The sequence below is a fragment of the Corynebacterium sp. Marseille-P4321 genome, assembly GCF_903645305.1.
Classification (GTDB): Bacteria; Actinomycetota; Actinomycetes; order Mycobacteriales; family Mycobacteriaceae; genus Corynebacterium.
The window spans coordinates 1,130,070-1,153,856 of the sequence record NZ_CAHJXO010000001.1 but is presented as its reverse complement, the minus strand read 5'-3'; the positions used below and the strand labels follow the sequence as shown (position 1 = coordinate 1,153,856).

General features: G+C 64.3%; 21 protein-coding genes and 1 pseudogene. 3 read left to right on the top strand and 19 right to left on the bottom strand.

Annotated elements, in window-relative coordinates; translation table 11 throughout:
* Nucleotides 1-3: 3 nt before the first annotated feature.
* From tatC to dop, 7 genes are read right to left on the bottom strand one after another with little or no spacing between them, the layout of a single operon-like run.
* Nucleotides 4-1,041: a twin-arginine translocase subunit TatC gene (gene tatC / locus HWX32_RS05280; protein WP_254868285.1), complete on the bottom strand. Its 1,038-nt coding sequence runs from the start codon at nucleotides 1,039-1,041 to the stop codon at nucleotides 4-6.
* Nucleotides 1,042-1,050: 9 nt separating this feature from the next.
* The gene (gene tatA / locus HWX32_RS05275; RefSeq protein WP_075468525.1) at nucleotides 1,051-1,341 is read right to left on the bottom strand and encodes a Sec-independent protein translocase subunit TatA; all 291 of its coding nucleotides are present in this window, start codon (nucleotides 1,339-1,341) and stop codon (nucleotides 1,051-1,053) included.
* 52 nt (nucleotides 1,342-1,393) lie between these two features.
* Nucleotides 1,394-2,347, bottom strand: a complete 954-nt coding sequence (locus tag HWX32_RS05270; protein WP_254868284.1) for a YafY family protein — start codon at nucleotides 2,345-2,347, stop codon at nucleotides 1,394-1,396.
* Nucleotides 2,344-3,327: a YafY family protein gene (locus HWX32_RS05265; protein ID WP_175934960.1), complete on the bottom strand. Its 984-nt coding sequence runs from the start codon at nucleotides 3,325-3,327 to the stop codon at nucleotides 2,344-2,346. Before HWX32_RS05265 ends, HWX32_RS05270 begins: the two co-directional genes overlap by 4 nt.
* 10 nt (nucleotides 3,328-3,337) lie before the next feature.
* Nucleotides 3,338-4,729, bottom strand: a complete 1,392-nt coding sequence (gene pafA / locus HWX32_RS05260; RefSeq protein WP_175934959.1) for a Pup--protein ligase — start codon at nucleotides 4,727-4,729, stop codon at nucleotides 3,338-3,340.
* Between the two features lie 5 nt (nucleotides 4,730-4,734).
* Nucleotides 4,735-4,920: a ubiquitin-like protein Pup gene (locus HWX32_RS05255; protein WP_075468535.1), complete on the bottom strand. Its 186-nt coding sequence runs from the start codon at nucleotides 4,918-4,920 to the stop codon at nucleotides 4,735-4,737.
* Between the two features lie 4 nt (nucleotides 4,921-4,924).
* Complete coding sequence (dop, locus tag HWX32_RS05250; protein WP_175934958.1) at nucleotides 4,925-6,451, bottom strand: depupylase/deamidase Dop; 1,527 nt, start codon at nucleotides 6,449-6,451, stop codon at nucleotides 4,925-4,927.
* A gap of 180 nt (nucleotides 6,452-6,631) precedes the next feature.
* On the opposite strand from dop, the gene HWX32_RS11380 reads away from it, so the two are divergent.
* Nucleotides 6,632-7,885: an ATP-binding protein gene (locus tag HWX32_RS11380; protein ID WP_175934957.1), complete on the top strand. Its 1,254-nt coding sequence runs from the start codon at nucleotides 6,632-6,634 to the stop codon at nucleotides 7,883-7,885.
* Between the two features lie 25 nt (nucleotides 7,886-7,910).
* Here the strand turns inward: HWX32_RS11380 and pdxS are convergent, their stop codons facing one another.
* A complete protein-coding gene (pdxS, locus tag HWX32_RS05240; protein WP_175934956.1) occupies nucleotides 7,911-8,786 on the bottom strand; it encodes a pyridoxal 5'-phosphate synthase lyase subunit PdxS in 876 nt (291 codons plus the stop codon).
* 70 nt (nucleotides 8,787-8,856) lie between these two features.
* Here pdxS and HWX32_RS05235 point away from each other — a divergent pair, with 70 nt between their 5' ends.
* On the top strand, nucleotides 8,857-10,233 hold the full coding sequence (locus HWX32_RS05235; RefSeq protein ID WP_175934955.1) for a PLP-dependent aminotransferase family protein: 1,377 nt from the start codon (nucleotides 8,857-8,859) through the stop codon (nucleotides 10,231-10,233).
* Here HWX32_RS05235 and HWX32_RS05230 read toward each other — a convergent pair.
* From HWX32_RS05230 to HWX32_RS05215, 4 genes are all read right to left on the bottom strand, one after another.
* Entirely contained in the window at nucleotides 10,230-11,246 is a 1,017-nt protein-coding gene (locus HWX32_RS05230) for a bile acid:sodium symporter family protein (RefSeq protein WP_175934954.1), read from the bottom strand. The two genes, HWX32_RS05235 and HWX32_RS05230, sit on opposite strands and share 4 nt — an antisense overlap.
* A gap of 182 nt (nucleotides 11,247-11,428) precedes the next feature.
* The gene (gene arc, locus HWX32_RS05225; RefSeq protein WP_175934953.1) at nucleotides 11,429-12,952 is read right to left on the bottom strand and encodes a proteasome ATPase; all 1,524 of its coding nucleotides are present in this window, start codon (nucleotides 12,950-12,952) and stop codon (nucleotides 11,429-11,431) included.
* A gap of 27 nt (nucleotides 12,953-12,979) precedes the next feature.
* Nucleotides 12,980-13,813, bottom strand: coding sequence for a tRNA (adenine-N1)-methyltransferase (locus HWX32_RS05220; RefSeq protein WP_175934952.1), 834 nt, complete (start codon nucleotides 13,811-13,813; stop codon nucleotides 12,980-12,982).
* Nucleotides 13,814-13,829: 16 nt separating this feature from the next.
* Complete coding sequence (locus HWX32_RS05215) at nucleotides 13,830-15,029, bottom strand: M18 family aminopeptidase (RefSeq protein ID WP_175934951.1); 1,200 nt, start codon at nucleotides 15,027-15,029, stop codon at nucleotides 13,830-13,832.
* Between the two features lie 23 nt (nucleotides 15,030-15,052).
* Between HWX32_RS05215 and HWX32_RS05210 the strand changes: the two genes are divergently transcribed.
* A complete protein-coding gene (locus HWX32_RS05210; RefSeq protein WP_075468554.1) occupies nucleotides 15,053-15,892 on the top strand; it encodes a RecB family exonuclease in 840 nt (279 codons plus the stop codon).
* Here the strand turns inward: HWX32_RS05210 and HWX32_RS05205 are convergent.
* The 7 genes and pseudogenes from HWX32_RS05205 to HWX32_RS05175 all read right to left on the bottom strand — a co-directional run bounded on the left by HWX32_RS05205 (nucleotide 15,889) and on the right by HWX32_RS05175 (nucleotide 23,720).
* The gene (locus HWX32_RS05205) at nucleotides 15,889-17,568 is read right to left on the bottom strand and encodes a formate--tetrahydrofolate ligase (protein WP_175934950.1); all 1,680 of its coding nucleotides are present in this window, start codon (nucleotides 17,566-17,568) and stop codon (nucleotides 15,889-15,891) included. The genes HWX32_RS05210 and HWX32_RS05205 overlap by 4 nt on opposite strands.
* Before the next feature lie 4 nt (nucleotides 17,569-17,572).
* Complete coding sequence (locus tag HWX32_RS05200) at nucleotides 17,573-18,883, bottom strand: anaerobic C4-dicarboxylate transporter (protein ID WP_303049138.1); 1,311 nt, start codon at nucleotides 18,881-18,883, stop codon at nucleotides 17,573-17,575.
* A 187-nt stretch (nucleotides 18,884-19,070) separates the two neighbouring features.
* A pseudogene (aspA, locus tag HWX32_RS05195) lies at nucleotides 19,071-20,486 on the bottom strand (aspartate ammonia-lyase); the annotation flags it as partial.
* Between the two features lie 44 nt (nucleotides 20,487-20,530).
* The gene (locus HWX32_RS05190) at nucleotides 20,531-21,238 is read right to left on the bottom strand and encodes an HAD family phosphatase (RefSeq protein WP_303049137.1); all 708 of its coding nucleotides are present in this window, start codon (nucleotides 21,236-21,238) and stop codon (nucleotides 20,531-20,533) included.
* A complete protein-coding gene (locus HWX32_RS05185; RefSeq protein ID WP_254868283.1) occupies nucleotides 21,231-21,632 on the bottom strand; it encodes a hypothetical protein in 402 nt (133 codons plus the stop codon). Before HWX32_RS05185 ends, HWX32_RS05190 begins: the two co-directional genes overlap by 8 nt.
* 15 nt (nucleotides 21,633-21,647) lie before the next feature.
* Nucleotides 21,648-22,862: a cysteine--1-D-myo-inosityl 2-amino-2-deoxy-alpha-D-glucopyranoside ligase gene (gene mshC, locus HWX32_RS05180; protein WP_175934949.1), complete on the bottom strand. Its 1,215-nt coding sequence runs from the start codon at nucleotides 22,860-22,862 to the stop codon at nucleotides 21,648-21,650.
* Nucleotides 22,863-22,892: 30 nt separating this feature from the next.
* The gene (locus tag HWX32_RS05175) at nucleotides 22,893-23,720 is read right to left on the bottom strand and encodes an undecaprenyl-diphosphate phosphatase (protein WP_175935048.1); all 828 of its coding nucleotides are present in this window, start codon (nucleotides 23,718-23,720) and stop codon (nucleotides 22,893-22,895) included.
* Between the last annotated feature and the right edge of the window lie 67 nt (nucleotides 23,721-23,787).

The window sequence follows — 23,787 nt, the reverse complement described above, 5'->3', positions numbered from 1 at the left end:
CCCCTACAGTACGTCCTCGAAACTATCCGGGATGGAAGGCCGTTGGGGTTTGGGCGGTTGCTTATCGACGCCTGCGGTGCGGACTTTACTCCCCCCAGCACGCCCCACCGGCCGGGCCGCCGCGACCGGCTGCGGCGCATCGATGGGCCCGGCGGCAATGGACGAGCCCGCGCCCACCGGCTCGGGTGCCGCGATCGGGCCGGAGGCCTCCTCGTCGTCCACGTCCATCCAGTCGGGGCGCTCGCGCTTGCGCTTGCGGTCGTTGAAGCGGCAGAACTGGAAGGCCAGCTCCACCAGCAGATTGATGGAGATGGCGAGCGCGACCATGGAGAACGGGTCTTGGCCCGGGGTCATGAACGCCGCGAAGATGAAAATGCCCACGATGATCACACGGCGCTTGTCTCGCACGTGCTCGTAGCGCAGCACGCCGACCATGTTGAGCATGACGATGATCAAAGGGACTTCGAAGCTCACGCCGAAGATGACCACGAGCGCCAGCAGGAAGTTGTAGTACTCCCCGCCCGAAAGCGCCGCGACCTGGAACTCTGAGCCCATGGACATAAGGACGTAGAGGCCTTCGTCCAGCACGAAATACGCCAGGAGCGCGCCCAAGACGAACAGGATGACGGCGAAGGTGACGAACGCCAGCGTGTAGCGACGCTCGTTTTTAAGTAGTCCAGGCGTGATGAAGTTCCAGATCTGGGCGAGCCAGACCGGCGAGGACAGCACCAGCCCGGCGAGCGCGCCGACTTTTAGGCGCAGCATGAACATCTCGAACGGACTGGTGGCAAGCAGGCGACACTCCCCATCGCCGGTGAAGTCGGCGCGCAGCTCCTGCGGCAAGTTGCAGTAGGGGCCGCGGATGATTTCGCCGAGCGGCATGATGCCGGGCGGCGACACCTGGTACCAGATGAACCCGATCACGGTGCCCACGGCAATGGCCGCGAGCGAGACGATCACGCGGTGGCGCAGCTCTTTGAGGTGGTCAACCAGCGCCATCTCGCCGGTCGGGTTCTTCTTTCTCTTGCGTTGGAAAGCCATTTCGGCGGATTAGCGCGGCTGGTTCTCCGGGCGATCCCAGAAGTCCGCCTCTTGGGCTGCACTGCGCGTTTCCTGCGCAGCCGGCGACTCAATCGCGTGTTGCTCGTTCTGCGCCGGCTGCTGCGGGTTCTCCACGGATGCTTCCGCGGCGTCGTCGTTGCGCATCTCTTTTACCTCTGACTTGAAGATGCGGGCGGAACGGCCCATCGAGCGCGCAAGATCCGGAAGCTTGTTGGCTCCGAACAGCAGCAGGACAACCAGCAGGATAATGAGGATTTCAGGCCAGCCGAGATTAGGCATTGGATTCCTTTCGAAAATTCGACGGCAGACGCGCCACGAAGTGGTATCCGCGTTAGTCTAACGCTTCAATCGCGCGATTCGCGCGTTCACTCACCCTCGCGGCGAGCTCCGCGGGTGCGATAAGACGCACCCTATCGGCCTGCCCGAGGCAGAAGCGAACCAGCCAGTCGGCCGAGCCGAAACGCATCTTGGCGGGGATCCACTCCCCGACCTCGCGCGGTCCCTCACCCTCGGCAGCGCTCGCGTCGTCGAGCTCGAGCTCCCAGTAGTCGGCCAGCCAGGTCGCGTCCGGGTGGATAAGCAGGCTCGCCTTCTCGCGGCTGGATAGGCCAAACGGGTCCGCCGGGTCGAAGTCTGTGGCGGGGGTAGTCACTTCAGCGTCGAGAAGCTGCGCGCCCATGATGCGATCCATGCGAAACGACTTCGTCGCCCCCGCCTCGACGGCACGCAGGTAGGTCATGCCGCCCTCGTGAAACAGGCTGATCGGCTCGACCGTGCGCTGCGACGTGGCATCGGAGGACGCCGAGTAATACGTCAGCTCCAACTGTCGGCCCTGCGTGAGCGCGTCGGCCACCACGCCGGAGACCCCAACCTCAGCGGGATGCTCGGCGTCGTCCACCCCGCGCGCCCGAGTTGCGGCGCGAATCTTCGCCGCCGCGGAGGTCACCGCGCGCGGGTCCACGAGTTCCGGCATCGTCTCAAGCGAATCCAGGAGCACGAGCAGCACGCTGGCCTCAGTTGGTGTGAGGCGCAACGGGGTGGTCATCCCCTGGTCGTCGAGGATGGTCACGCCTTTCCAAGAGTGGTCGATGTCGATCATCTCGCCCGGGCCTTTGCCCACGCCGGTGAGAAACAACAGATCGAGATCCTCGCGCACCTGATGCGGATCGCTGCCTAAGTCGCGCGCAATCTCCATCGGGGTCAGCCCCGGGTGCTTCGAGGCGTAGGCCACCAGGTTCAGCAGGCGCACGACCCGCTCGCGGCGCAACTGGTCCCTCTTGCTCACGCGTTGTCCTCCTCAGTTTTGGCCCCGTCCGTTTTGGCCACGTCCGTGCTGTTGCGGGCGGCCTCGCGCAGCAGTGCGACGACGTCCGCGCGCACGTCCGCGGGCTCGATGGCGGTGACGGTGCCCGCCAAGCTGGCTACGGTGCGCACCACCCAGTCGCGCTCCACGCCCCGCAGGGTGATCACGGAGCCCTCGCGTTCGCCGCGCTGCGCGAGCTCTTCACCCGCGTCGCCGAGGACTGTCACCACAGCGTCGGTGACGGGGCCGCGCAGTGTCTCCTCCACAATTTCCTGTAGGTCCCGCGTCGCCGGCACGAACTCGTCGCCGTCGTCATCGCTTACGCGGACTTTCTTCACCGCGGAAATCTTTTTCACGCGGAACACGCGCTCATCGCCCCGGTCGACATCAAAACCAACCAGGTAAGCGCGATTGTTCAGGGGCACAATCCCCCAGGGGTCAACCGTGCGCCGCTCCGGCGCTTTGCCGGCGGCACGCACGAAATCGAAAGACATGCGTTGCTGGTTACGCACGCACGCGACGATCGCGCCGAAGGTGGCGGAATCTAGCTGCGTGATGTCGTTGGACACGCTGGCGATCGCCGGGGCGTCGAACGTGCGGGTCGCACCGGAAGCCGCGAGCTTCGTCCAACCAGAACGGGCGAACGCCCCGAGCGTGCCGCGCTGGCTGAGATCCACCGCGAGCCCCACCGCCGAGGCCTCCTGCGCCGTGAGGTCGACCGCCGGCAACTCGTAAAGGTCCTTGTCCACCCATACCTCACCGCCACTGAAGTGCGCCGGAACCCACAGTTTGCGCAGCTCCGCCACGTCGCGTTCGATCTGGTGAGCAACCGCGTCGCGGGAGCGGTCCGCGTAACCGTCGACGTGCGCGCGCACCCAATCGGTGGTGCGTTTGCCGGGTGAGGCCAGCAGGGCGAACGTCAGCCCCACCATGCGGGCAACCATCACGGCGTCGTCGGCCATGGCTTTCCCCTTAGTTATTCTCAGCGTGCTCCCGCACGTACTCGATGAGGCTGTCCACGCGCTCGTCGGTGTTGGCGAACGGGTCCTGCAACTCAACAGTGCGCGGATCCGGCCGGTTAACCTTCAAGTGCACCCAATCGACATTATGCGAGGCATTGTGCTCCCGCACGGCTTCCAGGAACTTCCCGCGCAGTGCCGCGCGAGTAGTGGCGGGCGCGTGGTCTGCGGCCTGCTCGATCGCGGCGTCGTCGATCCAGCGCTTCGCCAGCCCCTTGCGCTCCAACAGGTAGAACAGGCCGCGGTCGCGGTTGATGTCGTGGTAGGTGAGGTCCACCTGCGCCAGCTTCGGGTGGTCCCACTCGCAGTCCAGCTTGTGTTTGAACTGGGTGAGCAACTTCCACTTGATCACCCAGTCGATCTCTTGGTCCACCAGGCTGAAATCGCCCGTCTCAATGGCGTCGAGAGTGCGCGACCACAGGTCGACCACCCGCGCCAGTTCTTCGTTCGGCGTCCCCTCGTCCGGACGCACCTCGAGCCACCGCTTTGCGGCATCCATAAAGGCGCGCTGGACCTCAAGTGCAGTGAGTGTGCCGCGGCCGTCAAGGATCAGGTCGGTCTGGCCTGTCATGTCGTCCGCGATGTCCCGCATGTGGTCGATCGGGTTCGCAAGCTCCAACTCGGGTACGTCAAAGCCAGCCTCCAGCATCTCCAGCACGAGCTGTGTGGAGCCGACCTTCAGCGCGAAGGTGCACTCCGACATGTTGGAGTCGCCCACGATGATGTGCATGCGGCGGAACCTGCGCGAGTCCCCGTGCGGCTCGTCGCGGGTGTTGATGATCGGTCGTGTGCGCGTCGTCGCGCTCGAAATTCCCTCCCAGACCTGGTCCGCGCGCTGAGATATAACGAAGCGGCCCTTGTTAATCATCCCGGCGCCGCACAATAGCTGGCGGGTGATAAGGAAAGGCAGCAACTTGCGCGATGCGCTCTTCAACACGATCTCGCGGCTGATGAGGTAGTTCTCGTGCGCCCCGTAAGAGTTGCCCTGTGAATCCACGTTGTTCTTGAACAACCTGGTGGTGCCCCGCACCCCGTCGCGCGCGAGCGCTTCGTCGGCTTGCGCCGCGAGCCGGTTAAACAGCAGCTCGCCCGCCTTGTCGTAGGCGATGAGCTGGCTGAGTGAGTCGCATTCCGCCGTGGCGTATTCCGGGTGCGAGCCCACGTCGAGGTATAGCCGGGACGCGTTACGGCTAAAGATGTTTGAGCTGCGGTAGGAGGCTACCACTGGGCGGAAGAGGTAGCGCGAGATTTCCTCCGGCGTGAGCACGGGCGTGGCGCCGTCGTAAGCCGCGACGCCGAATTCCGTCTCTACGCCCATGATGCGGCGCGGGTAGGTTTGCGCCATGCGGGTTACTGCCCGCCCTTCTGCACGAAGGAGTTCACGAATTCTTCTGCGTTGTTTTCCAGCAGCGAATCGATCTCGTCGAGCAGCTCGTCGGTGCCGGTGGAGTTGATCTGGGCCTGCCCGGCATCGAAGTCGTCGTTTTCGCGCTCCGGGCGGTTGCCGGGCGCGTGGGTCTGTCGATGGTTAGCCATGCGTCTACTGTAGCCCCTTAATAGGCTGCACAAACGCCAGGCCATCGAGAAGTTCGCGGACGGAACCGGCAGCGTCGATAAGCTCACCTGTTTCCTTCTTCGTGTGCTCGCCCACCATGTCCAGCTCGACGCGGAACAGCTGCTCGCCGTCGGCGAAAATCATCGTCTGCCAGCTCGACGCCGCGAGCGACTCGCCGAACTTCTCCCCCGCTTTGCCACGGAAGTACGCGCGGGTGTTCTCCGGCGGGTTCGCAGCAGCACGCTCGATCACGTCGTCCGAAACCATGGTGCGCATCGCTCCCTTGCGCACCAGCGCGTGGTACAGCGAGGAAGCTGGGTCGATGTCCGCGTACTGCAAGTCGATGGCCTGCAGCTTCGGGTCGGCGATGTCCACACCGCGATCCTGGAAGCGCCGCACGAGCGCCCACTTCGCAGTCCAATCGAGTCGGTCGGCGGTAGACAGCGGGTCGCGCGCAAGATCGTCCAGGATGTCGGCCCACATGTCGAGCACTTGCTTATCGACGTCGGCAAGCGTGCCCAACGCCGCACAGCGTTCGCGGTAGACCCCCAAGATGGAAAGGGCGCTGAGCCTCGGGCCGTCGATTAGCTCAAGCTCATGCTTCAGCGTCGGGTCGTGGCTGACCCGCTTGATCTCCGCAACCGGGTCCTTCAGACGAAGATCGCTGAAGTCCACACCAGCCTCGATGGCGTCGATGACCAGCTTCGTCATACCCATCTTCAAAAAGTTCGAGAACTGGCTCATGTTCGCGTCGCCAACGATGACGTGCAGCCGACGGAAATCCTCCTCCGGCGCATGCGGCTCATCGCGGGTGTTTACGATGCCGCGGTTAAGCGTAGTTTCCAGCGACACCTCCTGCTCGAAGTAATCCGCGCGCTGCGAGATCTGGAAACCCGGCTCCTCGCTCGCCTGCCCGATGCCGACACGACCGGCACCGATGATCACCTGGCGGGTGACGAAGAACGGGATAAGCGCTTGCGTGAGAACCTCGAAGTTCGTGTGCCGCGAGTACTGGTAGTTCTCATGGCTGCCGTACGAGCGGCCCTTACCGTCCACGTTGTTCTTGTAGAACTTCAGCGGCGGGCACGGCTCGTGCTGGTTGAGTACCGAGACCCCCTGCTCGTAGAGCTGCTTGATGTCTGCGGCCGCGTTGTTGAGCACGATGTCACCCGCCGCGTCATAGACCATCGCGTCGAACGCGTTCGACACCTCCGGGCTGGAGTACTCGGGATGGCCGTGGTCGACGTAGTAGCGCGCGCCGTTTGCGGTGACCACGTTGGCCACGCCGATGGCGTTCGCATCCACCACCGGCACCGTGCGGTACCGCTGCAGGTCGAACCCGCGCGCGTCGCGCAGCGGCGCCTCTTCCGCGTAGTCCCAACGGGTGCGGGCCTTCGTGCGCAGCGCGGCGTAAGCCACTACCGCGTGCGTCGAGGTGAGCAGCGGGCTGATGTACGGGTCAGACGGGCAGATGATGCCGTATTCCGTCTCGGTTCCCATGTAGCGCGTCATAGGTAATCAGCCTAGCGGGTGCTGCACCCCTCGACACTTTGCCCAGGTTCAGCTCGACACTTTGCCCAGGTTCAGCTCGACACTTCGCCCAGGTTCAGCTCGACACTTCGCCCAGGTTCAGCTCGACACTTCGCCCAGGTTCAGCTCGACACTTCGCCCAATCTTACGTATTATTGCTGCATGTTGCCCTATAAGCCTCGAGTCGTTGACGCCCTTCTGCAACGCTATCTCCAGGTATCTCCAGCGGTTAATGTGACCGGTGCGCGTGCGACTGGCAAGACAACTACCGCTCTCCAAGTCAGCTCCTCTCACCTACTTCTCGACGCGGACCACCCTGAACTCGTAGAGGCAGCAAGCCTCAATCCCGGGGCATTGCTCGCAGGGGATTCGCCCCGGTTGCTGGACGAGTGGCAACTTGCCCCGCAGCTTTGGAGCGCTGTGCGACGTGCAGCCGACAAGGATTCCTCCCCGGGCCAGTTCCTTCTATCGGGTTCTGCGTGGCCGGACGACGGAGCGCGCCGCCACTCTGGAGCGGGCCGGATCATGGATTTGCCGATGCGTCCAATGTCCCTTTGGGAATCGGGAGACTCCGTTGGTTCTTTCTCACTTTCGCGTTTGATTGATGGCCAAGAGCCGGTTCACGGCGAGCAGTTGAGCCCCCACGATATAGACGGCGTCAGCCGCTTGATCACTCGCGGCGGCTGGCCCGCATGGGTGGACAAACCCGCTGGGGATGCTGAGCTGTTGGTCAGGGCATACATGGATACCCTTGCCCAACGCGAGTTTCCGATTATTGGTGGCCCGAGACGGTCACCGCAACGATTCTCGAGCTTCATCCGGGCTTACGCCACACTCACGGCGCACCCCGCCCCTTTAACCACCGTGCAGAAGCGCCTTGGGGATGACGGCATCGACGTTGGCAAAGGGTTCCCATCCCAATTCCATGAGTTTGCCACCAGGATGTACCTCGTCGAAGACCAACCGCCGTGGGCACCTGCACGGCGCTCCTCCACGAGGCTTAGTGCGACTCCCAAACGTCATCTGGTCGACCCCTCGTTAGCCGCGGCCGCTATGGGTGCATCGCATTCAGCTTTGGCGCTAGATCCCCGCACCCTCGGTTTTCTTTTTGAGTCGCTTGTGCTTCGCGACGCACGTGTGTACTCCCAACCCCTTGACGGAACTGCGATGCACTATCGATCGAAGGACGGGACGGCGGAAATAGATATCGTCATAGAGTTTCGTGACGGCAACTGGATCGGGGTCGAGGTCAAACTTTCCCAAACCGCGGCCAAGGTGGCCGCACCGCGTTTGGCGGAGGTGGCGGAATCAATTCGAAGACCTCCCCTTGGTCTACTCCTTATCACCCCAACAGGGGCAATAGCCGAAGTTGGAGACCGAGAGTGGATCGTTCCCATCGGCCTGCTAGGCCCGTAGGCTCCTCTCTCTAGCGATCCGTCTCCTACCAGCCGCGCTCGGCCAGTCGGTGCGGCGCTGGCAGGTCCGCGACATTGATGCCCACCATGGCCTCACCGAGTCCGCGAGACGCCTCGGTAACTGCGGCAATGTCCTGCCAGTTCTTCGTGGCTTTCACCACTGCTTTCGCGCGCGCCTCGGGGTTGCCGGATTTGAAGATGCCGGATCCGACGAACACACCGTCTGCGCCAAGGTGCATCATGAGCGCGGCATCCGCGGGAGTGGACACACCACCCGCAACGAGCAGCGGAACTGGCAGCTTGCCGTGCTCGGCTACGTAGGCGACCAGGCTGTACGGGGCCTGCAGCCCCTTCGCTGCAACGAAGAGCTCGTCGCGGTTGCCCGCCCAGATGGCCTGCAAGCTCGCGATTTCGCCCTTGATGGTGCGAATGTGTTTGGTGGCCTCGGAGACGTCACCGGTGCCTGCCTCGCCCTTAGAGCGGATCATCTTCGCGCCCTCGTTGACGCGCCGCAGTGCCTCACCCAGGTTGGTCGCGCCGCAAACAAACGGGACGTCGAAGCCCTGCTTATCGATGTGGTTGACGTAGTCGGCAGGGCTCAGGACCTCCGATTCATCGATGTAGTCCACGCCGAGGTGCTCGAGGATCCTTGCCTCCATGTAGTGGCCGATGCGCGCTTTGGCCATGACCGGGATATCAACAGCGTCGATGATGCCCTCGATGAGATCAGGGTCGCTCATGCGCGCCACCCCGCCCTGGGCGCGGATGTCTGCTGGCACGCGCTCGAGCGCCATGACGGCCGCGGCACCTGCGTCCTCAGCGATCTTCGCCTGCTCTGGAGTAACGACGTCCATAATCACGCCGCCGATGAATTGCTCGTTGATATCAGTCATGCGCTCCATCTTCGACCGACCACTGGTAGATTCCTAGAGCCAGTTCGCTTTTCATTCTTTGGACCAGTTGGGGTACACGATGATCAGTATCGACCGCTCGTCGCCGACGCCGCTTCCCGCCCAGATCGCCGCGGGCATCAGAGCGGAGGTAGCGAATGGAGCATTGGTGCCTGGCGACGAGGTCCCGTCCACCCGTGACCTGTCGAACCGCCTCGGCGTATCCCGTGGCAGCGTAGTTACCGCGTACGACCTGCTCGCCGGCGAGGGCTACCTGTTGTCCTCGCAGGGCGCGGCGACACGTATCCATCCGGGCCTTACAGTCACCGCCGCCCCCAGCACAGCACAGACCGGTGCGCTTTCACGGCGCCTTCCGCGGGCCCGTATCTCCTTGAAACCCTCGCCTGGCAACGCAGGCGCGGTCCGCCCCGCCGCTTGGCGCAAAGCGTGGCGCGACGCGGCCGACGACTTGGGCGGTGGCGTGGATAAGGCGGGCGAACCCGAGCTGCGGGCGGCAATCGCGGAACACCTCAGGCTGGCCCGTGGAATGGCGGTGGCGCCGCAGCAGGTGGTGGTCACAGGAGGATCACGCGAAGGCTTGATGCTGGCGCTGCACACGCTGGGCCACGGACTTCGGGTCGGCGTGGAAGACCCGGGCCACCCGGGCTTGCGGCGCGTGGTGCCGATGCTGGGACACACGCTGGTGGAATGCGCGTCGGATGCCGGCGGGGTTGACGTCGATAAGCTGCCCTGCGACCTCGACGCACTGTTGGTTACGCCCGCGCACCTCTACCCCCACGGTGGTGCCATGCCCGCACCCCGGCGGGGCGCTCTTTTGCAGTGGGCGCACGAAACGCACACCCTGCTCATCGAAGACGACTTCAACGCCGAGCTGCGCTACCGCATCGCTCCGCAGCCAACCCTCGGAGCGCTTTCCCCGTCTGCGGACGTGCTCACACTGGGAACCTTCTCCACCCTGCTATCGCGGGAGCTCGCCGCAGGCTACGTGGTGGCGTCCCCCGAGCTTGCGCCACGGCTGCGGGAAACACGCGCGGTACTGGGCATGCCCGTAGCAACCGTGACACAACGGGCGATCGCAAACCTGCTCTCCAGCGGTGTCGTGAGGCGTAACACCAAGGCCACGCACGCGCAGCTTGCGAAACGAAGGATCCAGCTCCAAGCGAAGCTGCTGCCCGTGCTCGCCGGCTCCGGCGCGCACGCGGCACTGATGAATGATTCCGGGGCGGATATCTCCGTTCGCTTCGGCGACGATGCGGCGCGAACCCGGTTCGAACACAGTCTCACAGCTCGTGGCGTGGAGTGCGGGCACGAATCCGCGCTGTGGTCCGGCGGCGGCGACGGGCTGGTGCTCAGCTTCGCGCACCTCACGCCGGACGACTTCGTGCAGGCGTTGCAAGCGGTCGCCGCGGCAGCATCGGGGGCAGAGGCCGGGGCCTAAGAGACGGTGACCTCTACGTCGTGGTCTGTGCGCTCTGCCGGCTGGGCAGCGAGTTCCTTCTCCGTCGGCGTGCGGCGCACGAGCCATGCGTAGACCGCGCCGGTGATGTTGTGCAGCACAGCAGCAACCGCGCCCGGCAGCGCGGCCTCGGGCGAGAAGAACTTGCCAGCCATGCCACTGGACAGGCCAGCGGACTGGGTGCCCACCTCCACGGCTACAGTGCGGCGGTAGCTCTCCGGTTGGCCCGTGAATTTCGCGGTGTAGTAACCCAGTGCGTAGCCGAAGACGTTGTGCGCCAACACAGCGAGGAAGACGATCGCGCCGACTTCCAGCAACGCTTCGCGGTTCTTCGCAACCGTGGGGAACACCACGCCGCCGATGCCGAGGATGGAAATCCACGGCAGGATCGGAGAGATCTTCTCCATCCAGGAATCCAGGAGGTAGCGCAGCACCAGGCCGCCGACGACCGGGATGAGAATGGTCTGTGCGAGCGACTTCGCCATACCCATTGCGTCGACTTCCACGTTCGCGCCGGCCAGCAGGTACATCAGAATTGGGGTCATGATCGGAGCGATGAGCGTGGACACGCTGGTCATCGCCACCGAGAGCGCGACATCACCTTTAGACAAGTAGGCGATGACGTTCGACGACGTTCCGCCAGGCACGGAGCCCAGCATGAGCAGGCCGACCGCCAGCGCGGGATTGAGACCGAACACCTTCGCCACAAACACCGCGCCCAGCGGCATGATGACAAACTGCGCGATGACACCGATGACCACCGGCACGGGACGGCGCGCAACCTCCTTGAAGTCCGGGATGGTCAGGGTCAGCCCCATGCCGAACATGATGATCATGAGGAAGTAGGTGATGTAGTCCGTCAGCGGAAGAAACGGCGCGGGGAAGAAGAATGCAATTGCCGCGCCGGCAAGGATGAACGCGGGAAAGGCAGCCACAGCAATCGCGGCCGAGCGGTCCTTCTGCGACGTGAACTCCGGTTCAACTGACGTACTCATACAACCTCCTACTCACTGTGTGGGATATGTGCCCACTGTTTGGAATGGGGGTTACTGTACTGGACCCTTCGCGGCGAAACAGCCATTTCGTGGTCGTACCTTTACAAACGCCAAACGCCGCACCGGGCAATCCGGCGCGGCGCTACGGGTACGGGTGGCGCGGGTACAGGTGGCGCGGGCCGCTACCCCACCACCTCAGCGCCAACCACGCGCTTGCCCTGCCGTCCGGTGATGCGCGCCCACTCGTCTGGGCTGGCGGTGTTCGGCATGTCCTCGCTCTCGTCCTGCTCGTCGCGGACAGCCTGGCGCAAGTGGTCTGCGGTGATGCCGGTCTCAGAAACGCCCGACAGGTGGTCCTTGATAGCCAGTTTTTTGGCCCGGTTCACCACGTTGGCAATCATCGCGCCAGAGACGAAGTCGGAGTAGTACAGGGTCTCCGTGGAACCGTCGACAAGCTCCAAGCGCACGAACGGGCGGGGCTCGAACATGGCGTCAGCGGCAGCGTCGATTAGCTGCTCTCGCGTGCCCGCAAGCGGGATGCCAGGCGTGATGTAGCGCGCCAGGATGTCCTTGGCCTCTTCCTTATCCGGGCGAGAGACACGCACCTTGATGTCCAGTCGGCCGGGGCGAAGAATCGCCGGGTCGATGAGCTCCTCGCGGTTCGTCGCGCCGATGACAATCACGTTCGCGATGTCCTCCACGCCATCGATCTCCGTGAGCAGCTGCGGCACAACCGTGGTCTCCATGTCAGAGGAGATGCCCGAGCCGCGGGTACGGAAGATCGACTCCATCTCATCGAAGAACACGATCACCGGCGTGCCTTCGGAGGCCAGCTCGCGTGCACGCTCGAAGATGAGGCGGATGCGGCGCTCCGTCTCGCCGACAAACTTGTTCAAAAGCTCTGGGCCCTTGACGTTGATGAAGTGGGCCCGGCCACCGTCGCCCAGGCGCTGCGAAAGCGAATTCGCCACCGCCTTGGCAATGAGCGTCTTACCGCAACCGGGCGGGCCGTACAGCAGCAAGCCCTTCGGCGGCTTCAGGTCGTACTGCGCGTACAAGCCGGGGTTGGAAAACGGCAGCTCCACCGAGTCCTGGATCGTCTCAATCTGCGAGCGCAGACCACCGATGTCGGCATAAGTGACATCCGGCACCTCCTCGAGCGAGAGCTGGTTTACCTCGGTTTTCGCCACACGTTCGAACGCGTAGCCCGCGGAGGCGTTCACCAGCACGGTGTCACCTGCGCGCGCAGTTTTCAGCAGCGGCTCGGCGAGCATGACCAGCGATTCCAGCCCCTGCTGGTCGGCCACCACCGCACGGTCTTCGCCGACGCGCTCCACCATGGTGTACAGGTTGCCGGTGGGCATGAACCCGCAGGCCTCCACAATCACGGTGCCCTGACCTAGGCGCACGAGCGTGCCCGGCACGAGCGCCGACATATCCACCATCGGGGAGACTTTCACGCGCATGCGGCGACCGGAGGTGTACACCTCGGCTTCCATGTCCCGTGTTGAGGCACCGAGATAGATGCCGTACGGGGTGGCCGGCTCGCCCAGCTCCTCCACCTTCGCATACAAGTCGTTGAGCTTGTCGCGGCTGGATTTCAGCAGTTCGGCGAGCTTCTTATTGCGCTCGCCCAGGTTCTGGTTCTCCGTGCGGAGGTTGCGCAGCTCCGGGCCGAAGCCGTCATCTTCAATAAATCCAGACATAAACCTGAGCCTACGGGAGCAGGTTGCTTATCGACGGGCTTTTCGCTGCGGACGCGGCGGAGTCACACCGTCCGCGAGCCTTCGCGTCCACACCAAAAACGCGGTGTGGGCGTTCATCCGGTGCTCCGGGCGTGTGGCCAGGCCTTCAACCTTCCACTCACGCAGCAGCGTCTCCCACGCGCGTGGTTCCGTGAAGCACTTCGCCTCACGGATGGCCTCCATGATGTTCATCAGCTGCGGCACTGTGGCCACGTACGTCATGAATACGCCGCCAGGGATGAGCACGTCTTTTACCGTGTCGATGAAGTGCCACGGTTCCACCATGTCCAAAATGACGCGGTCCACCTGGCCGCCGAGGTCATCCGGGGTGATCTCGCCGAAATCGCCAAGACGCGGCTCCCACCACTCGGGCGTGCCTTGGAAGTAGTCAGCCACGTTGTCCTTGGCGTAAGCAAGGTGGTCATCGCGGATCTCGTAGGAGAACACCTTGCCTTCCGGCCCCACGGCGCGCAGCAGCGACATGGTCAGCGCGCCCGAGCCCGCCCCTGCCTCAAGCACCCGGGCGCCCATGAAGATGTCGCCCTCCACCAGAATCTGCGCGGCGTCCTTCGGGTAGATCACTGCGGCGCCGCGCGGCATGGACAACACGTGGTCTACCAGCAGGTGGCGGAAGCAGAGGAAATCCGCCCCCAGCGTGGACTGCACCACAGAGCCCTCGTCGGCACCGATAATGTCGTCGTGCTCCACGATGCCTTTGTGGCAGTGGAACTGTCCGTGCTCCACGAGCTCAAAGGTGAAGTGGCGCCGTTTTGCGTCGGTGAGTTGAACCTTGTCGCCTGGTTGAAATGGGCCGGAATACATGGTTTCCGAGTATGCCTTAGCGCCCCGCTCCGGCGTAAAACGCGGTGAGTGCCTTGGTGAAGTATTCCATGTCGCGCGCCGAGCACATTTCGCGCGCCGAGTGCATGGATAGTAGTGCAACACCGACGTCAACCGTGGGGAGTCCCAGCCGGGTCGAAGAGATCGGACCGATGGTGGATCCGCACGGCACCGAGTTGTTGCCCACGAAGGTCTGGTGTGGCACACCTGCGGCGCGGCAGGCCGCGATCCAGGCGGCCTCGGTCACCGCGTTCGAGGCGTAGCGTTGGTTCGCGTTGACCTTCAGCACCGGCCCTCCGCCGAGCACCGGGTGATGGGTGGTGTCGTGCTTCTGTGGGTAGTTCGGGTGCACCGCGTGCGCCGCGTCCGCCGAGACCTGGATCGAGTTGGCGATGATCTCCCCCGGCTCCCCGAACCCGCCGGCTACCCGGTGCAGCACGCGCTCGAGCATCGGCCCGCCCGCGCCAGCCGTGGACGCAGAGCCGACTTCTTCGTGGTTGAACGCCGCAAGCACGAGGATTTCCCTCGCGTCGTCCTTCGCCGCGATGAGCGCTTCGAGCGAGGCCCACACGCTGGTCAGATTGTCCAAGCGCCCGGCGGTGATGTAGTCGCCCAGCAGCTGGCCGCGCTGCGCATCGGCGGTGATGAGCTCATGCGCCACGATGTCGGCTGCGCCGATGCCCGCAGATTCCGCCGTGAGCTCCAGCAGCGGCTGGTCCACGCCCAACAGCGGGACCGTGTGCGCCTGACGGTCGAGCTCCGGCGCGTTCTGGCGGTACAGGTGAATGGCTAAGTTCGGCACACGCGCCACCGGCCCGGTGTTCACCAGGTGTTCCTCGCCGTCCGCGGTGACCACGCGGCCCGCGAAAGTGAGGTCTCGGTCGAACCAGCTGGGCAAAATCGCGCCGCCGTAGACCTCCACCGCCACCTGGTGGTAGCCCTCGCGGTGGATATCCGGCACCGGTTTAGCCATCAGCCCCGGTGAATCGGTATGCGAGCCAACCACGCGGAAGCGCGGCTCGGCATGCGTCGGCACCCACCAAGCGATCACGGCGCCATCGCGGCAGATGTAGTGGCCTCCGGGGGAGGCGGGGTCCACGGATGCGTCGTCAAGCGAAAAGCCCTCCTGCTCAAGCCGTGCCGCGACATTGGCCGCGGCGTGGAACGCGCTCGGGCTGGCTGCGATGAAGTCGATCATGCACCCACCTTAAAATAACTCCCATGTCACTTGCCCTCTCCCCCTCCCGCGCCTCCGACTACAAGCGCTGCCCGCTGCAGTACCGGCTGCGCGCCATCGACCGGCTCGAAGAACCCACCACCGAAGCGCAGGTGCGCGGCACACTCGTGCACGCGGTGTTGGAGGAGATGTTCACGTGGCCGCGCGAGAAGCGCACGTACCCGGCCGCCGTGAAGCGACTCAAGCCGCATTGGGAGCAAATGCTGATCGACGCCCCCGAGTGCGCCCAACCCATCACCGACACCCACCAACTGCTCGTCGATTCGCGCGCGCTTCTGCGCGGCTACTTCACCATGGAAAACCCGCTCGGATTCGACGCCTTCGCCCAAGAGATGCCCGTGGATTTCGTGCTGCCCAACGGCGTGCCGGTGCGCGGCTTCATCGACCGAGTGGACGTCGCGCCCACCGGCGAGGTGCGCGTGGTGGACTATAAAACCGGCAAGAAGCCTCTTCCCCGCTACTCCCAGGACGCCCAGTTCCAGATGCGCTTCTACGCCCTGGTGTACTGGCGCCTGTTCGGCGTCGTACCCACCCAGCTGAAACTGATGTACCTGAAGGTGATGGATTCGATGATCCTCACCCCTTCGCGCGAGGAACTCGAGTATTTTGAGCGCGACCTCGCCGACCTGTGGGCCAAGATCGAGGGCGACGGTGTGGAGGGCACCTTCCGGCCGCAAACGTCGAAGCTGTGCGGGTGGTGCGCCTTCCAGTCGCTGTGCCCCGCCTTCGGAGGCACGCCGCCCGCGTACCCCGGGTGGCCGGGGTCGCGGGCGGACGAGGCGGAAGCCGGGCCGGAAGACGATCCGGCTACAGCCGAGGACTAGAACAGGCCGGAGATCTGGCCGTTTTCGTCCACGTCGATGTTGTTGGCGCTAGGCACCTTCGGCAGACCCGGCATGGTCATCACATCGCCGGTGAGCGCCACGACGAAGCCCGCGCCGGTGCGCGGCAGCAGGTTGCGCACGTGCAGCGTGTGGCCGGTCGGCGCGCCAAGCTGCGACGGATCGTCGGAGAAGGAGTACTGCGTCTTGGACACGCACACCGGCAGGGTGTCGAAGCCGTTGTCCTTCAGCGTCTGCAGATCCTTCAGCGCCGCAGCTGAGTACTGCACGTCATCTGCGCGGTAGATCTCCCGCGCGATGGTCTCGATGGCGTTCTCGATGCCGTCCGCCGGGTCGTAGAGCGGCTTGGAGGTGCCCTCGGTGAGGTTTGCCAGCAGGGTTTCGGCGAGCTTGATGGCGCCGTCGCCGCCCTTGGCCCACACCTCGGATTCCTCCAGCGCGATACCCTTCTCATCTGCCCAGTTGCGGACGAACTCGCGCTCGGCATCCGTGTCGGAGGTGAACAGGTTCAGCGACACGACCGGTGTTACGCCGAACTTCGCCACGTTTTCCACGTGACGCTCCAGGTTCACGATGCCTTCCTTGAGCGCGTCGATGTTTTCTTCGTTCAAGTCGGCCTTCGCCACGCCAGCGTTGTACTTGATCGAGCGGATGGTGCACACCACGATCGCGCCGGCGACGTCCAGGTCGCCGTAACGGGCCTTGATGTCGAAGAACTTCTCCGCACCCAGATCCGAGCCGAAGCCGGCCTCGGTGAGCACGATGTCGGCGTAGCGCTGCGCAGTACGGGTGGCGATAAGCGTGTTGCAGCCGTGGGCGATGTTGGCGAACGGGCCGCCGTGGATGAACGCCGGGGTGCCGCCCAAGGTTTGCACCAGGTTCGGGTTCACCGCCTCCTTCAACAGCGCCGCCATCGCGCCCTGTGCGTTGAGCTGGCCCGCGGTGACGGGCTTCCTGTCGTACGTCAGGCCGATCGTGATGTTGGCCAGGCGGCGCTTCAGATCCGCCAGGTCGGTCGCCAGGCCGAGAATCGCCATGATCTCGGAGGCTGCCGTAATGGTAAAGCCAGTCTCAGCCGGCATACCGTTGCCCGGGCCGCCGAGGCCGGTGACCACGTTGCGCAGGTTGCGGTCGTTGACGTCCAGGCAGCGCTGCCAGGTCACGCGACGCGGGTCGATGCCCAGGTCGTTGCCCTGCTGGATGTGGTTGTCAATAAGTGCCGCGAGCGTGTTGTTGGCGCTGGTAATCGCGTGGAAGTCGCCTGTGAAGTGCAGGTTGATCTGCTCCATCGGCACGACCTGGGAGTACCCGCCGCCAGCTGCGCCGCCCTTGATACCCATCACCGGGCCGAGCGAGGGCTCGCGCAGTGCGACCATGGCCTTGTGCCCGAGCTGTGCCAACGCGTCGGTGAGGCCGATCAGCGAGGTGGACTTACCTTCGCCCGCCGGCGTCGGGGAAACGCCGGTGACCAACACCAGCTTGCCGGGGGCGTTATCGGGCACCTTGGTGATGTCCACCTTGGCCATGTGCTTGCCGTACGGGATGAGCGCTTCCTCGCTCACCGTCGCCCTTTCCGCGATTGCGGTGATGGGCTCAAGCTCGTGCGCCTGGGCGATTTCAACGTCGGACTTTGGGGCGGATGAATTGTTTGCAGTCATGCACTTAGAGTACCGCAGCGCCGATGCCGTACCCGAGGACAACGCTGACTGCGATGCACACCACTCCTGGGAGGAGGAACGGGTGGTCGAAGACGTACTTTCCGATGCGGGTCGAACCCGTATCGTCCATCTCCACCGCGGCCAGCAGAGTCGGGTACGTGGGCAGCACGAACAGTGCGGAAACCGCCGGGAAGGATGCGAGCGCCGTCAGGGGACTCACACCGATCGCCAGAGCAGCTGGCATCAGCGCCTTCGCCGTCGCCGCCTGCGAGTACAACAGGGAGGCCGCGAAGAAGAGCACGACGGCGAGCAGCCACGGCTGCGCGTTGAGCACATCACCCGCGATCGCCTGGATGTCGTCGATGTAGTAGTTGATGAACGTGGTGCCCAGCCACGCCACGCCGAGCACACAGACGCAAGCCGACATGCCGGAGCGGAACACCTGGGTGTTGAGCACTTCGGCCGACTTCGATTTCGTGGCAAGCACGATGGCCGCGGCGGCGGCCAGCATGATCGCCATGATTGCCTCGTTGCGCGGGATAGTGGGTTCTTCCACCAAACCGAGCTGCTCCGAGATAAGCGTCGCGTACGCCATGACGACGAGGATGGCCACCAGGAAAATCCACACGGAGGTCCTCGCTCCTTCTTTCACCCGGAAATCGGCCATGCCGCCAGGCGGCGCCACCAGCCCGTCGCGAAGCCGTTGCTGGTACACCGGATCGTCTTCCAAGTCGCGTCCGGAGCGGTTGGCCACCCACGCCGTGGGGAAGATCGCGAGGAAGGTGGCAGGGATCATCACTGCGAGTAGCTGCAGGTAGCCCACTCCGAGTGGTTCCAAGGCGGACGCCATGAACACCACCGCAGCGGAGATCGGCGAAGCCACGATGGCCATCTGTGACGCAATCACGGCCGCTGACAACGGGCGGGATGGGCGTACCTTGCCCTCTTTTGCCACCTCCACGATGACGGGCATCGTGGAAAACGCGGTGTGCCCGGTGCCCGCCAAAAGCGTCATCAGCCACGTGACAATTGGAGCGTAGACGGTGATCTTCTTCGGGCTGCGCCGGAGGAACTTCTCGGCCAGGTACACCAGGTAGTCCATGCCTCCCGCGAGCTGCATCGCCGAGATCGCGGCGATGACGCACATGATGATGCCGATGACGTCGAAAGGGATCGCCTCGGCGCTCACCGGCATCCCAGTTGCGCCGAGTAGCAGAACCCCCAAGCCACCTGCGAATCCAATGGCGATGGAGCCCATCCGTGCGCCGAGGACGATGGCACCGAAAAGAATAATGAGATGGAGCACTAACAACATGACTCCATTATCCCCTTTAGGTCACACCAAAGACGGGAAGGGCGGGTGTGACTTCCGCTACCGCCCGTTCGATCAGTAGCTGTCACACCCGCCGAAAATACGGCGCCACCCTGCGCTACTCCCCGTCAGCGTCTTCGCCACGGTCCACGACGTCCGTCGCCTGCTCGGTGACGTCAGCGCCTTCACCGTCGATGTAGACCTTGCCGCGGTACTCCGGGTGCATGAGGTTTTCCTTGCTCAGCAGCTTCTTCAGGTCGTCTTCCTCGATGAGCCCCTTCTCCAGCACCAGCTCGTAGACGCTCTTGCCGGTCTCCGCCGCCTCGCGGCCAATCACGTCGCCGTTGTGGTGGCCGATCACCGGGTTGAGGTAGGTGACGATTCCGATGGAGTTCGTCACGTACGCCTCGCAGACTTCCTTGTTCGCCGTGATGCCCTCGACGCACTTCTCGCGCAGCGTGCGCGCTGCGTTGGTGAGCAGGCGGATCGACTCGAACAGCGACTGGGCAATCACCGGCTCCATCACGTTGAGCTGCAGCTGGCCCGCCTCCGCCGCCATGGAGATCGTGACATCGTTGCCGAACACCTTGAAGCAGACCTGGTTAACCACCTCGGGGATCACCGGGTTCACCTTCGCCGGCATGATCGAGGAACCCGCCTGGCGCTCCGGCAGGTTGATCTCGTTCAGGCCCGCGCGCGGGCCGGACGACAGCAGGCGCAGGTCGTTGCAAATCTTCGACAGCTTCATCGCGGCGCGCTTGATCGCGCCGTGCATCATCACGTAGCCGCCGGTGTCCGAGGTGGCTTCGATGAGGTCCGGCGACGCCTGCACATCCAGGCCGGTCACCTCGCGCAGCGCGGCGACAACCTGGTCGCGGTAGCCGTTCGGCGTGTTAATGCCCGTGCCGATCGCGGTCGCGCCGAGGTTCACCTCGAGCAGCGAATCCGCAGCAGCACAGATCGTGCGCTGCTCCTCAGCCAGGTTCGAACCGAAGGCGGTGAACTCCTGACCCAGCGTCATCGGCACAGCGTCCTGCAGCTGGGTGCGGCCCATCTTGAGGATGTCGGCGAACTCGTCGCCCTTCGCGCGAAACGCCTTCTGCAGCTCGTCCAGCTCGTCCAGCAGGCCTTGCACCGCGTAGTAGACGCCGAGGCGGAAGCCCGTCGGGTACGCGTCGTTCGTGGACTGCGACATGTTCACGTCGTCGTTCGGGTTGATGACGCCGTACTCGCCCTTCTCGCGCCCGATCGTCTCAAGCGCAAGGTTGGCCACCACCTCGTTGGTGTTCATGTTCACCGAGGTGCCCGCGCCACCCTGGAACACGTCGGTCGGCCACTGGTCCATGCAGCGGCCCTCCTCCAGGATCAGGTCGCATGCCTTGATGATCGCCTCGGCCTTATCCTTCGGAAGCACGTGCAGGCGGCGGTTCGCAAGCGCTGTCGCCTTCTTCACCTGCACCATGCCGCGGATGAACTCCGGGAAATCGTTGACGGTGCTCTGCGAGAGCTGGAAGTTATCCACCGCGCGCAGTGCGTGGATGCCGTAGTACACGTCCGAGGGGACGTCTTTAGTGCCAAGCAGGTCTTCTTCAGTACGAGTGCTCATACACCCAACTATACGTAAATGCCTGCTGGCCCCGTCTTGGTGCGCTAGCTGCGGAAAACGCGCGCCGTGACCGCGTCGCGCGCCTCGGCGAACCAACGGTCCACATCCGCGGCCGATGCCCCCTCGAACTCGCCCGGGTCAAGCGGCACAACCCCGTCCGGCACATTCGCGCCCGGTGTAGCTAGCCCGCGCACCACGCAGCCGGCGGCGGCCGCGGCACTCATGCCGTTAAAAGAATCCTCGAACACCAGGCAGTCCCCCGGCGCTGCGCCCACACGCCGCGCCGCCTCCAGATACATGTCAGGTGCCGGCTTGGGCCGTTCCACCTCGTCGCCGCAGATGGTGTCGGTAAAGAACCCGCGGCCGATCGCGTCAATGCAGGCGTCGGCCAGTTCGCGGGCAGTGTTCGTGGTGACCAGCATGGCGGTGCCGCGTTGCGTAAGTGATTCGAGTACGCCGCGGATGCCGTCGTTAAGCTCAATGCCCTGCGAAAACAACTCCGCCATCCGGTCGAACATCCACCTTTGGTAGCGCTCGAGGTCCCCCTCGCGCAGCTCCACGCCTGCCCACTCGGCGACGATGCGTAACGTGGCCGGGAAACTGCCGCCGACGGTTCTCGCGCGCACCTCGGGTGTAAGCGGGCGACCAAGCAGCTCGCCCAGCTCGTAAGTGGCTTTGCCCCACAGCGGTTCCGTGTCGATGAGCGTGCCGTCCATGTCCCAAAACACGGCGGCAGGTTGCGCGCTATTCAAGCTCAGGCAACTCCGCCAACGCCTCGTCGGTCGCACCGGTTGCGGCCGCGGCGCGGAACACCAACGTCTCAATGTCCGCCTTCTCCTCCGGCTCTAACACCGCGTCGGCGTGCTTGGCGTTGAACTGCTCCAAGTTCTCGTAGAAGGGCCCAACCACCTTCGCCAGCTGCTCGCCTTCCGGATCGTCGCCCAGCAGGTCGAGCGCGTCGAGGAACATCTCCAGCAGGTGCTTCAAATCCGGCAGGACCGCCGGGTCGAAGGGTTCCTCCCACAGCTCCTTATCTTCCTCATTGAGATAGGAGCCGGAAGCGAACGTGGTCAGGTCGTCGATGAATTCTTCAACTTCGGGCTGAAACTGGGCCCGGATGGAGGTCTCCGCGGTCATGGGTGCCATTGTCCCCCGGTTTCCTTACAGGCGCACGCCGAGTAAGCCGTCCAGCGCCGCGGCGACGATACCCGCGTGGTCGCCGGCCGCCTCGTCCACCACGCGAAGCGCAGTCGGGGTGTCTAGGTCGTCGGCGAGAGCAGCACGCAGCTTATCGACGGTCTCCCGCGCACGGACCTCATCCACTTCCGCCGCCAGATTCTCCCGCCAGCGCGCGATGCGCTGCGCGGCCTCGTCCAGAGCCGCGTACGAGAAGTCCCGGTCATCGCGGTAGTGCCCGTTGAACACTGCCACCCGGATCGCCGCCGGCTCGTAGCCGTCCTCGGTGAGTTTGTGCACGAACACGAGGTTGCCCAGCGACTTGGACATCTTCACCCCGTCGAGGGCGATCATGCCGGCGTGCACGTAGTGGCCCGCCATGCGGTCGACTCCGAGTGCCGCCTCCGCGTGTGCCGCGGAAAACTCGTGGTGCGGAAACGCTAGGTCCGAGCCGCCGCCTTGGATGGCGAAGCTCGCCCCGAGGCGGTTCGTGGCAATAGCGGAGCACTCCACATGCCACCCCGGGCGCCCCGGCCCAAACGGAGACTCCCACGCGGGTTCGCCGTTGCGGTGGCCGCGCCACACCAACGCGTCCAGCGGGTCGCGCTTGCCCTCGCGCTGCGGGTCGCCACCGCGCTCCGCGAAATACTCCTCCATCGTCGCACGATCCAGATTCGACTCGTAGCCGAACTGCTCCGTGGCTTCGATAGAGGCGTAGATGTCGCCCTGGTCGAGTTGATACGCGGAGCCTTCGTCGAGAAGCTTCTGCACCATTTCAATCACCTCATCCACCGACTCCATCGCGCCGATGTAGTCGCGCGGCGGGATGACGGAAAGGATCTCCATGTCGCTGCGGAACAGGTCGATCTGGCTGGTACCCAGCTCGCGCCAATCCACGTTGTCTCGCTCGGCGCGCTCAAACAGCGGGTCGTCCACATCCGTGATGTTCTGCACGTAGTGCACCTTGTGGCCGTTGGCGATGAGCTGGCGCTGCACCAAGTCGAACGTGAGGTACGTCGCGGCGTGGCCGAGGTGCGTGGAGTCGTACGGGGTAATGCCGCAGACGTACAGGCCAACCTCACCCTTCTCATCCGGGGTGGTGTCTACCTCTTTCACCCGCTGATCAGCGGTGTCGTAGAGCTTCAGCGGTACTGGAGTACCGGCGACTTCTGGGATCGCAGGGTTCGGCCAAGCATGCATGCGCCCCACCCTACTCGGCGCACCGATTCGCTAGTACGGCTGCATCACTCCGGTAGCAAGCAGCACCATCACGATCAGGCCGAGCGGGATGCGGTACGCCGCGAACCAGGCAAAGGAGTGGTGCGAGACGAACTTCAGCAGCCACGCGATGGAGATGTAGCCCAGCACGAACCCGATGCCGGAGCCGACAAGCAGCTGCATTCCGCTCGCGGCCTGCCCAGCCTGCGGGTCGAAGGCGTCCGGCAGCGAGAACAGGCCGGAGGCGAGCACTGCCGGGATAGCCAGCAGGAAGGAGAATCGCGTGGCCACCTCGCGGTCCAGGTGGAGAAACAGGCCGCCGGAGATGGTGCCGCCGGAACGCGACACGCCCGGGATGAGCGCGAGGCACTGCCACAGGCCCATGACCAGGGCGTCCCTCATGCGAAGTTCCTCGTAGCCGCGGGTCTTTTTGCCCATGCGCTCAGCGAGGATGAACACGAAGGAGAACAAGATGAGCACGGTCGCGGTGATCCACAGATTGCGGAAGTTCTCGCGGATTAGGTCTTTGAGCAGCACGCCCGCCAGCCCGACGGGGATGGTGCCCACGATGACCATCCAGCCCATGCGGTAGTCGGTCCCCCGCATCTTCGGGTTGGTCAGTCCTTTAAACCAGGCGGCGATGATGCGCACGATGTCTTTCGCGAAGAACACCAGTACGGCAAGCTCGGTGCCGAGCTGAATCACCGCGGTAAAAGACGCGCCAGCATCCTCGCCCCAGAACAGCTCGGAGACGATGCGCAGGTGTCCGGATGAGGACACCGGCAGAAACTCGGTGAGCCCCTGCACGATTGACAGCACGATTACCTGCAGCCATGTCATGTTCTCGGCGAGTGAGCCAGCGGCGTCTGCCACCTGGGTTGGGTCAGTCATGGCGGACACACTACTA

Bases quoted from the DNA above. Each gene is read 5' to 3' on its own strand.
- tatC (WP_254868285.1), bottom strand. From the start codon at position 1,041: ATGGCTTTCCAACGCAAGAGAAAGAAGAACCCGACCGGCGAGATGGCG.
- tatA (WP_075468525.1), bottom strand. From the start codon at position 1,341: ATGCCTAATCTCGGCTGGCCTGAAATCCTCATTATCCTGCTGGTTGTC.
- HWX32_RS05265 (WP_175934960.1), bottom strand. From the start codon at position 3,327: ATGGCCGACGACGCCGTGATGGTTGCCCGCATGGTGGGGCTGACGTTC.
- pafA (WP_175934959.1), bottom strand. From the start codon at position 4,729: ATGGCGCAAACCTACCCGCGCCGCATCATGGGCGTAGAGACGGAATTC.
- HWX32_RS05255 (WP_075468535.1), bottom strand. From the start codon at position 4,920: ATGGCTAACCATCGACAGACCCACGCGCCCGGCAACCGCCCGGAGCGC.
- dop (WP_175934958.1), bottom strand. From the start codon at position 6,451: ATGACGCGCTACATGGGAACCGAGACGGAATACGGCATCATCTGCCCG.
- HWX32_RS11380 (WP_175934957.1), top strand. From the start codon at position 6,632: ATGTTGCCCTATAAGCCTCGAGTCGTTGACGCCCTTCTGCAACGCTAT.
- pdxS (WP_175934956.1), bottom strand. From the start codon at position 8,786: ATGGAGCGCATGACTGATATCAACGAGCAATTCATCGGCGGCGTGATT.
- HWX32_RS05235 (WP_175934955.1), top strand. From the start codon at position 8,857: ATGATCAGTATCGACCGCTCGTCGCCGACGCCGCTTCCCGCCCAGATC.
- HWX32_RS05230 (WP_175934954.1), bottom strand. From the start codon at position 11,246: ATGAGTACGTCAGTTGAACCGGAGTTCACGTCGCAGAAGGACCGCTCG.
- arc (WP_175934953.1), bottom strand. From the start codon at position 12,952: ATGTCTGGATTTATTGAAGATGACGGCTTCGGCCCGGAGCTGCGCAAC.
- HWX32_RS05220 (WP_175934952.1), bottom strand. From the start codon at position 13,813: ATGTATTCCGGCCCATTTCAACCAGGCGACAAGGTTCAACTCACCGAC.
- HWX32_RS05215 (WP_175934951.1), bottom strand. From the start codon at position 15,029: ATGATCGACTTCATCGCAGCCAGCCCGAGCGCGTTCCACGCCGCGGCC.
- HWX32_RS05210 (WP_075468554.1), top strand. From the start codon at position 15,053: ATGTCACTTGCCCTCTCCCCCTCCCGCGCCTCCGACTACAAGCGCTGC.
- HWX32_RS05205 (WP_175934950.1), bottom strand. From the start codon at position 17,568: ATGACTGCAAACAATTCATCCGCCCCAAAGTCCGACGTTGAAATCGCC.
- HWX32_RS05200 (WP_303049138.1), bottom strand. From the start codon at position 18,883: ATGTTGTTAGTGCTCCATCTCATTATTCTTTTCGGTGCCATCGTCCTC.
- HWX32_RS05185 (WP_254868283.1), bottom strand. From the start codon at position 21,632: ATGGCACCCATGACCGCGGAGACCTCCATCCGGGCCCAGTTTCAGCCC.
- mshC (WP_175934949.1), bottom strand. From the start codon at position 22,862: ATGCATGCTTGGCCGAACCCTGCGATCCCAGAAGTCGCCGGTACTCCA.
- HWX32_RS05175 (WP_175935048.1), bottom strand. From the start codon at position 23,720: ATGACATGGCTGCAGGTAATCGTGCTGTCAATCGTGCAGGGGCTCACC.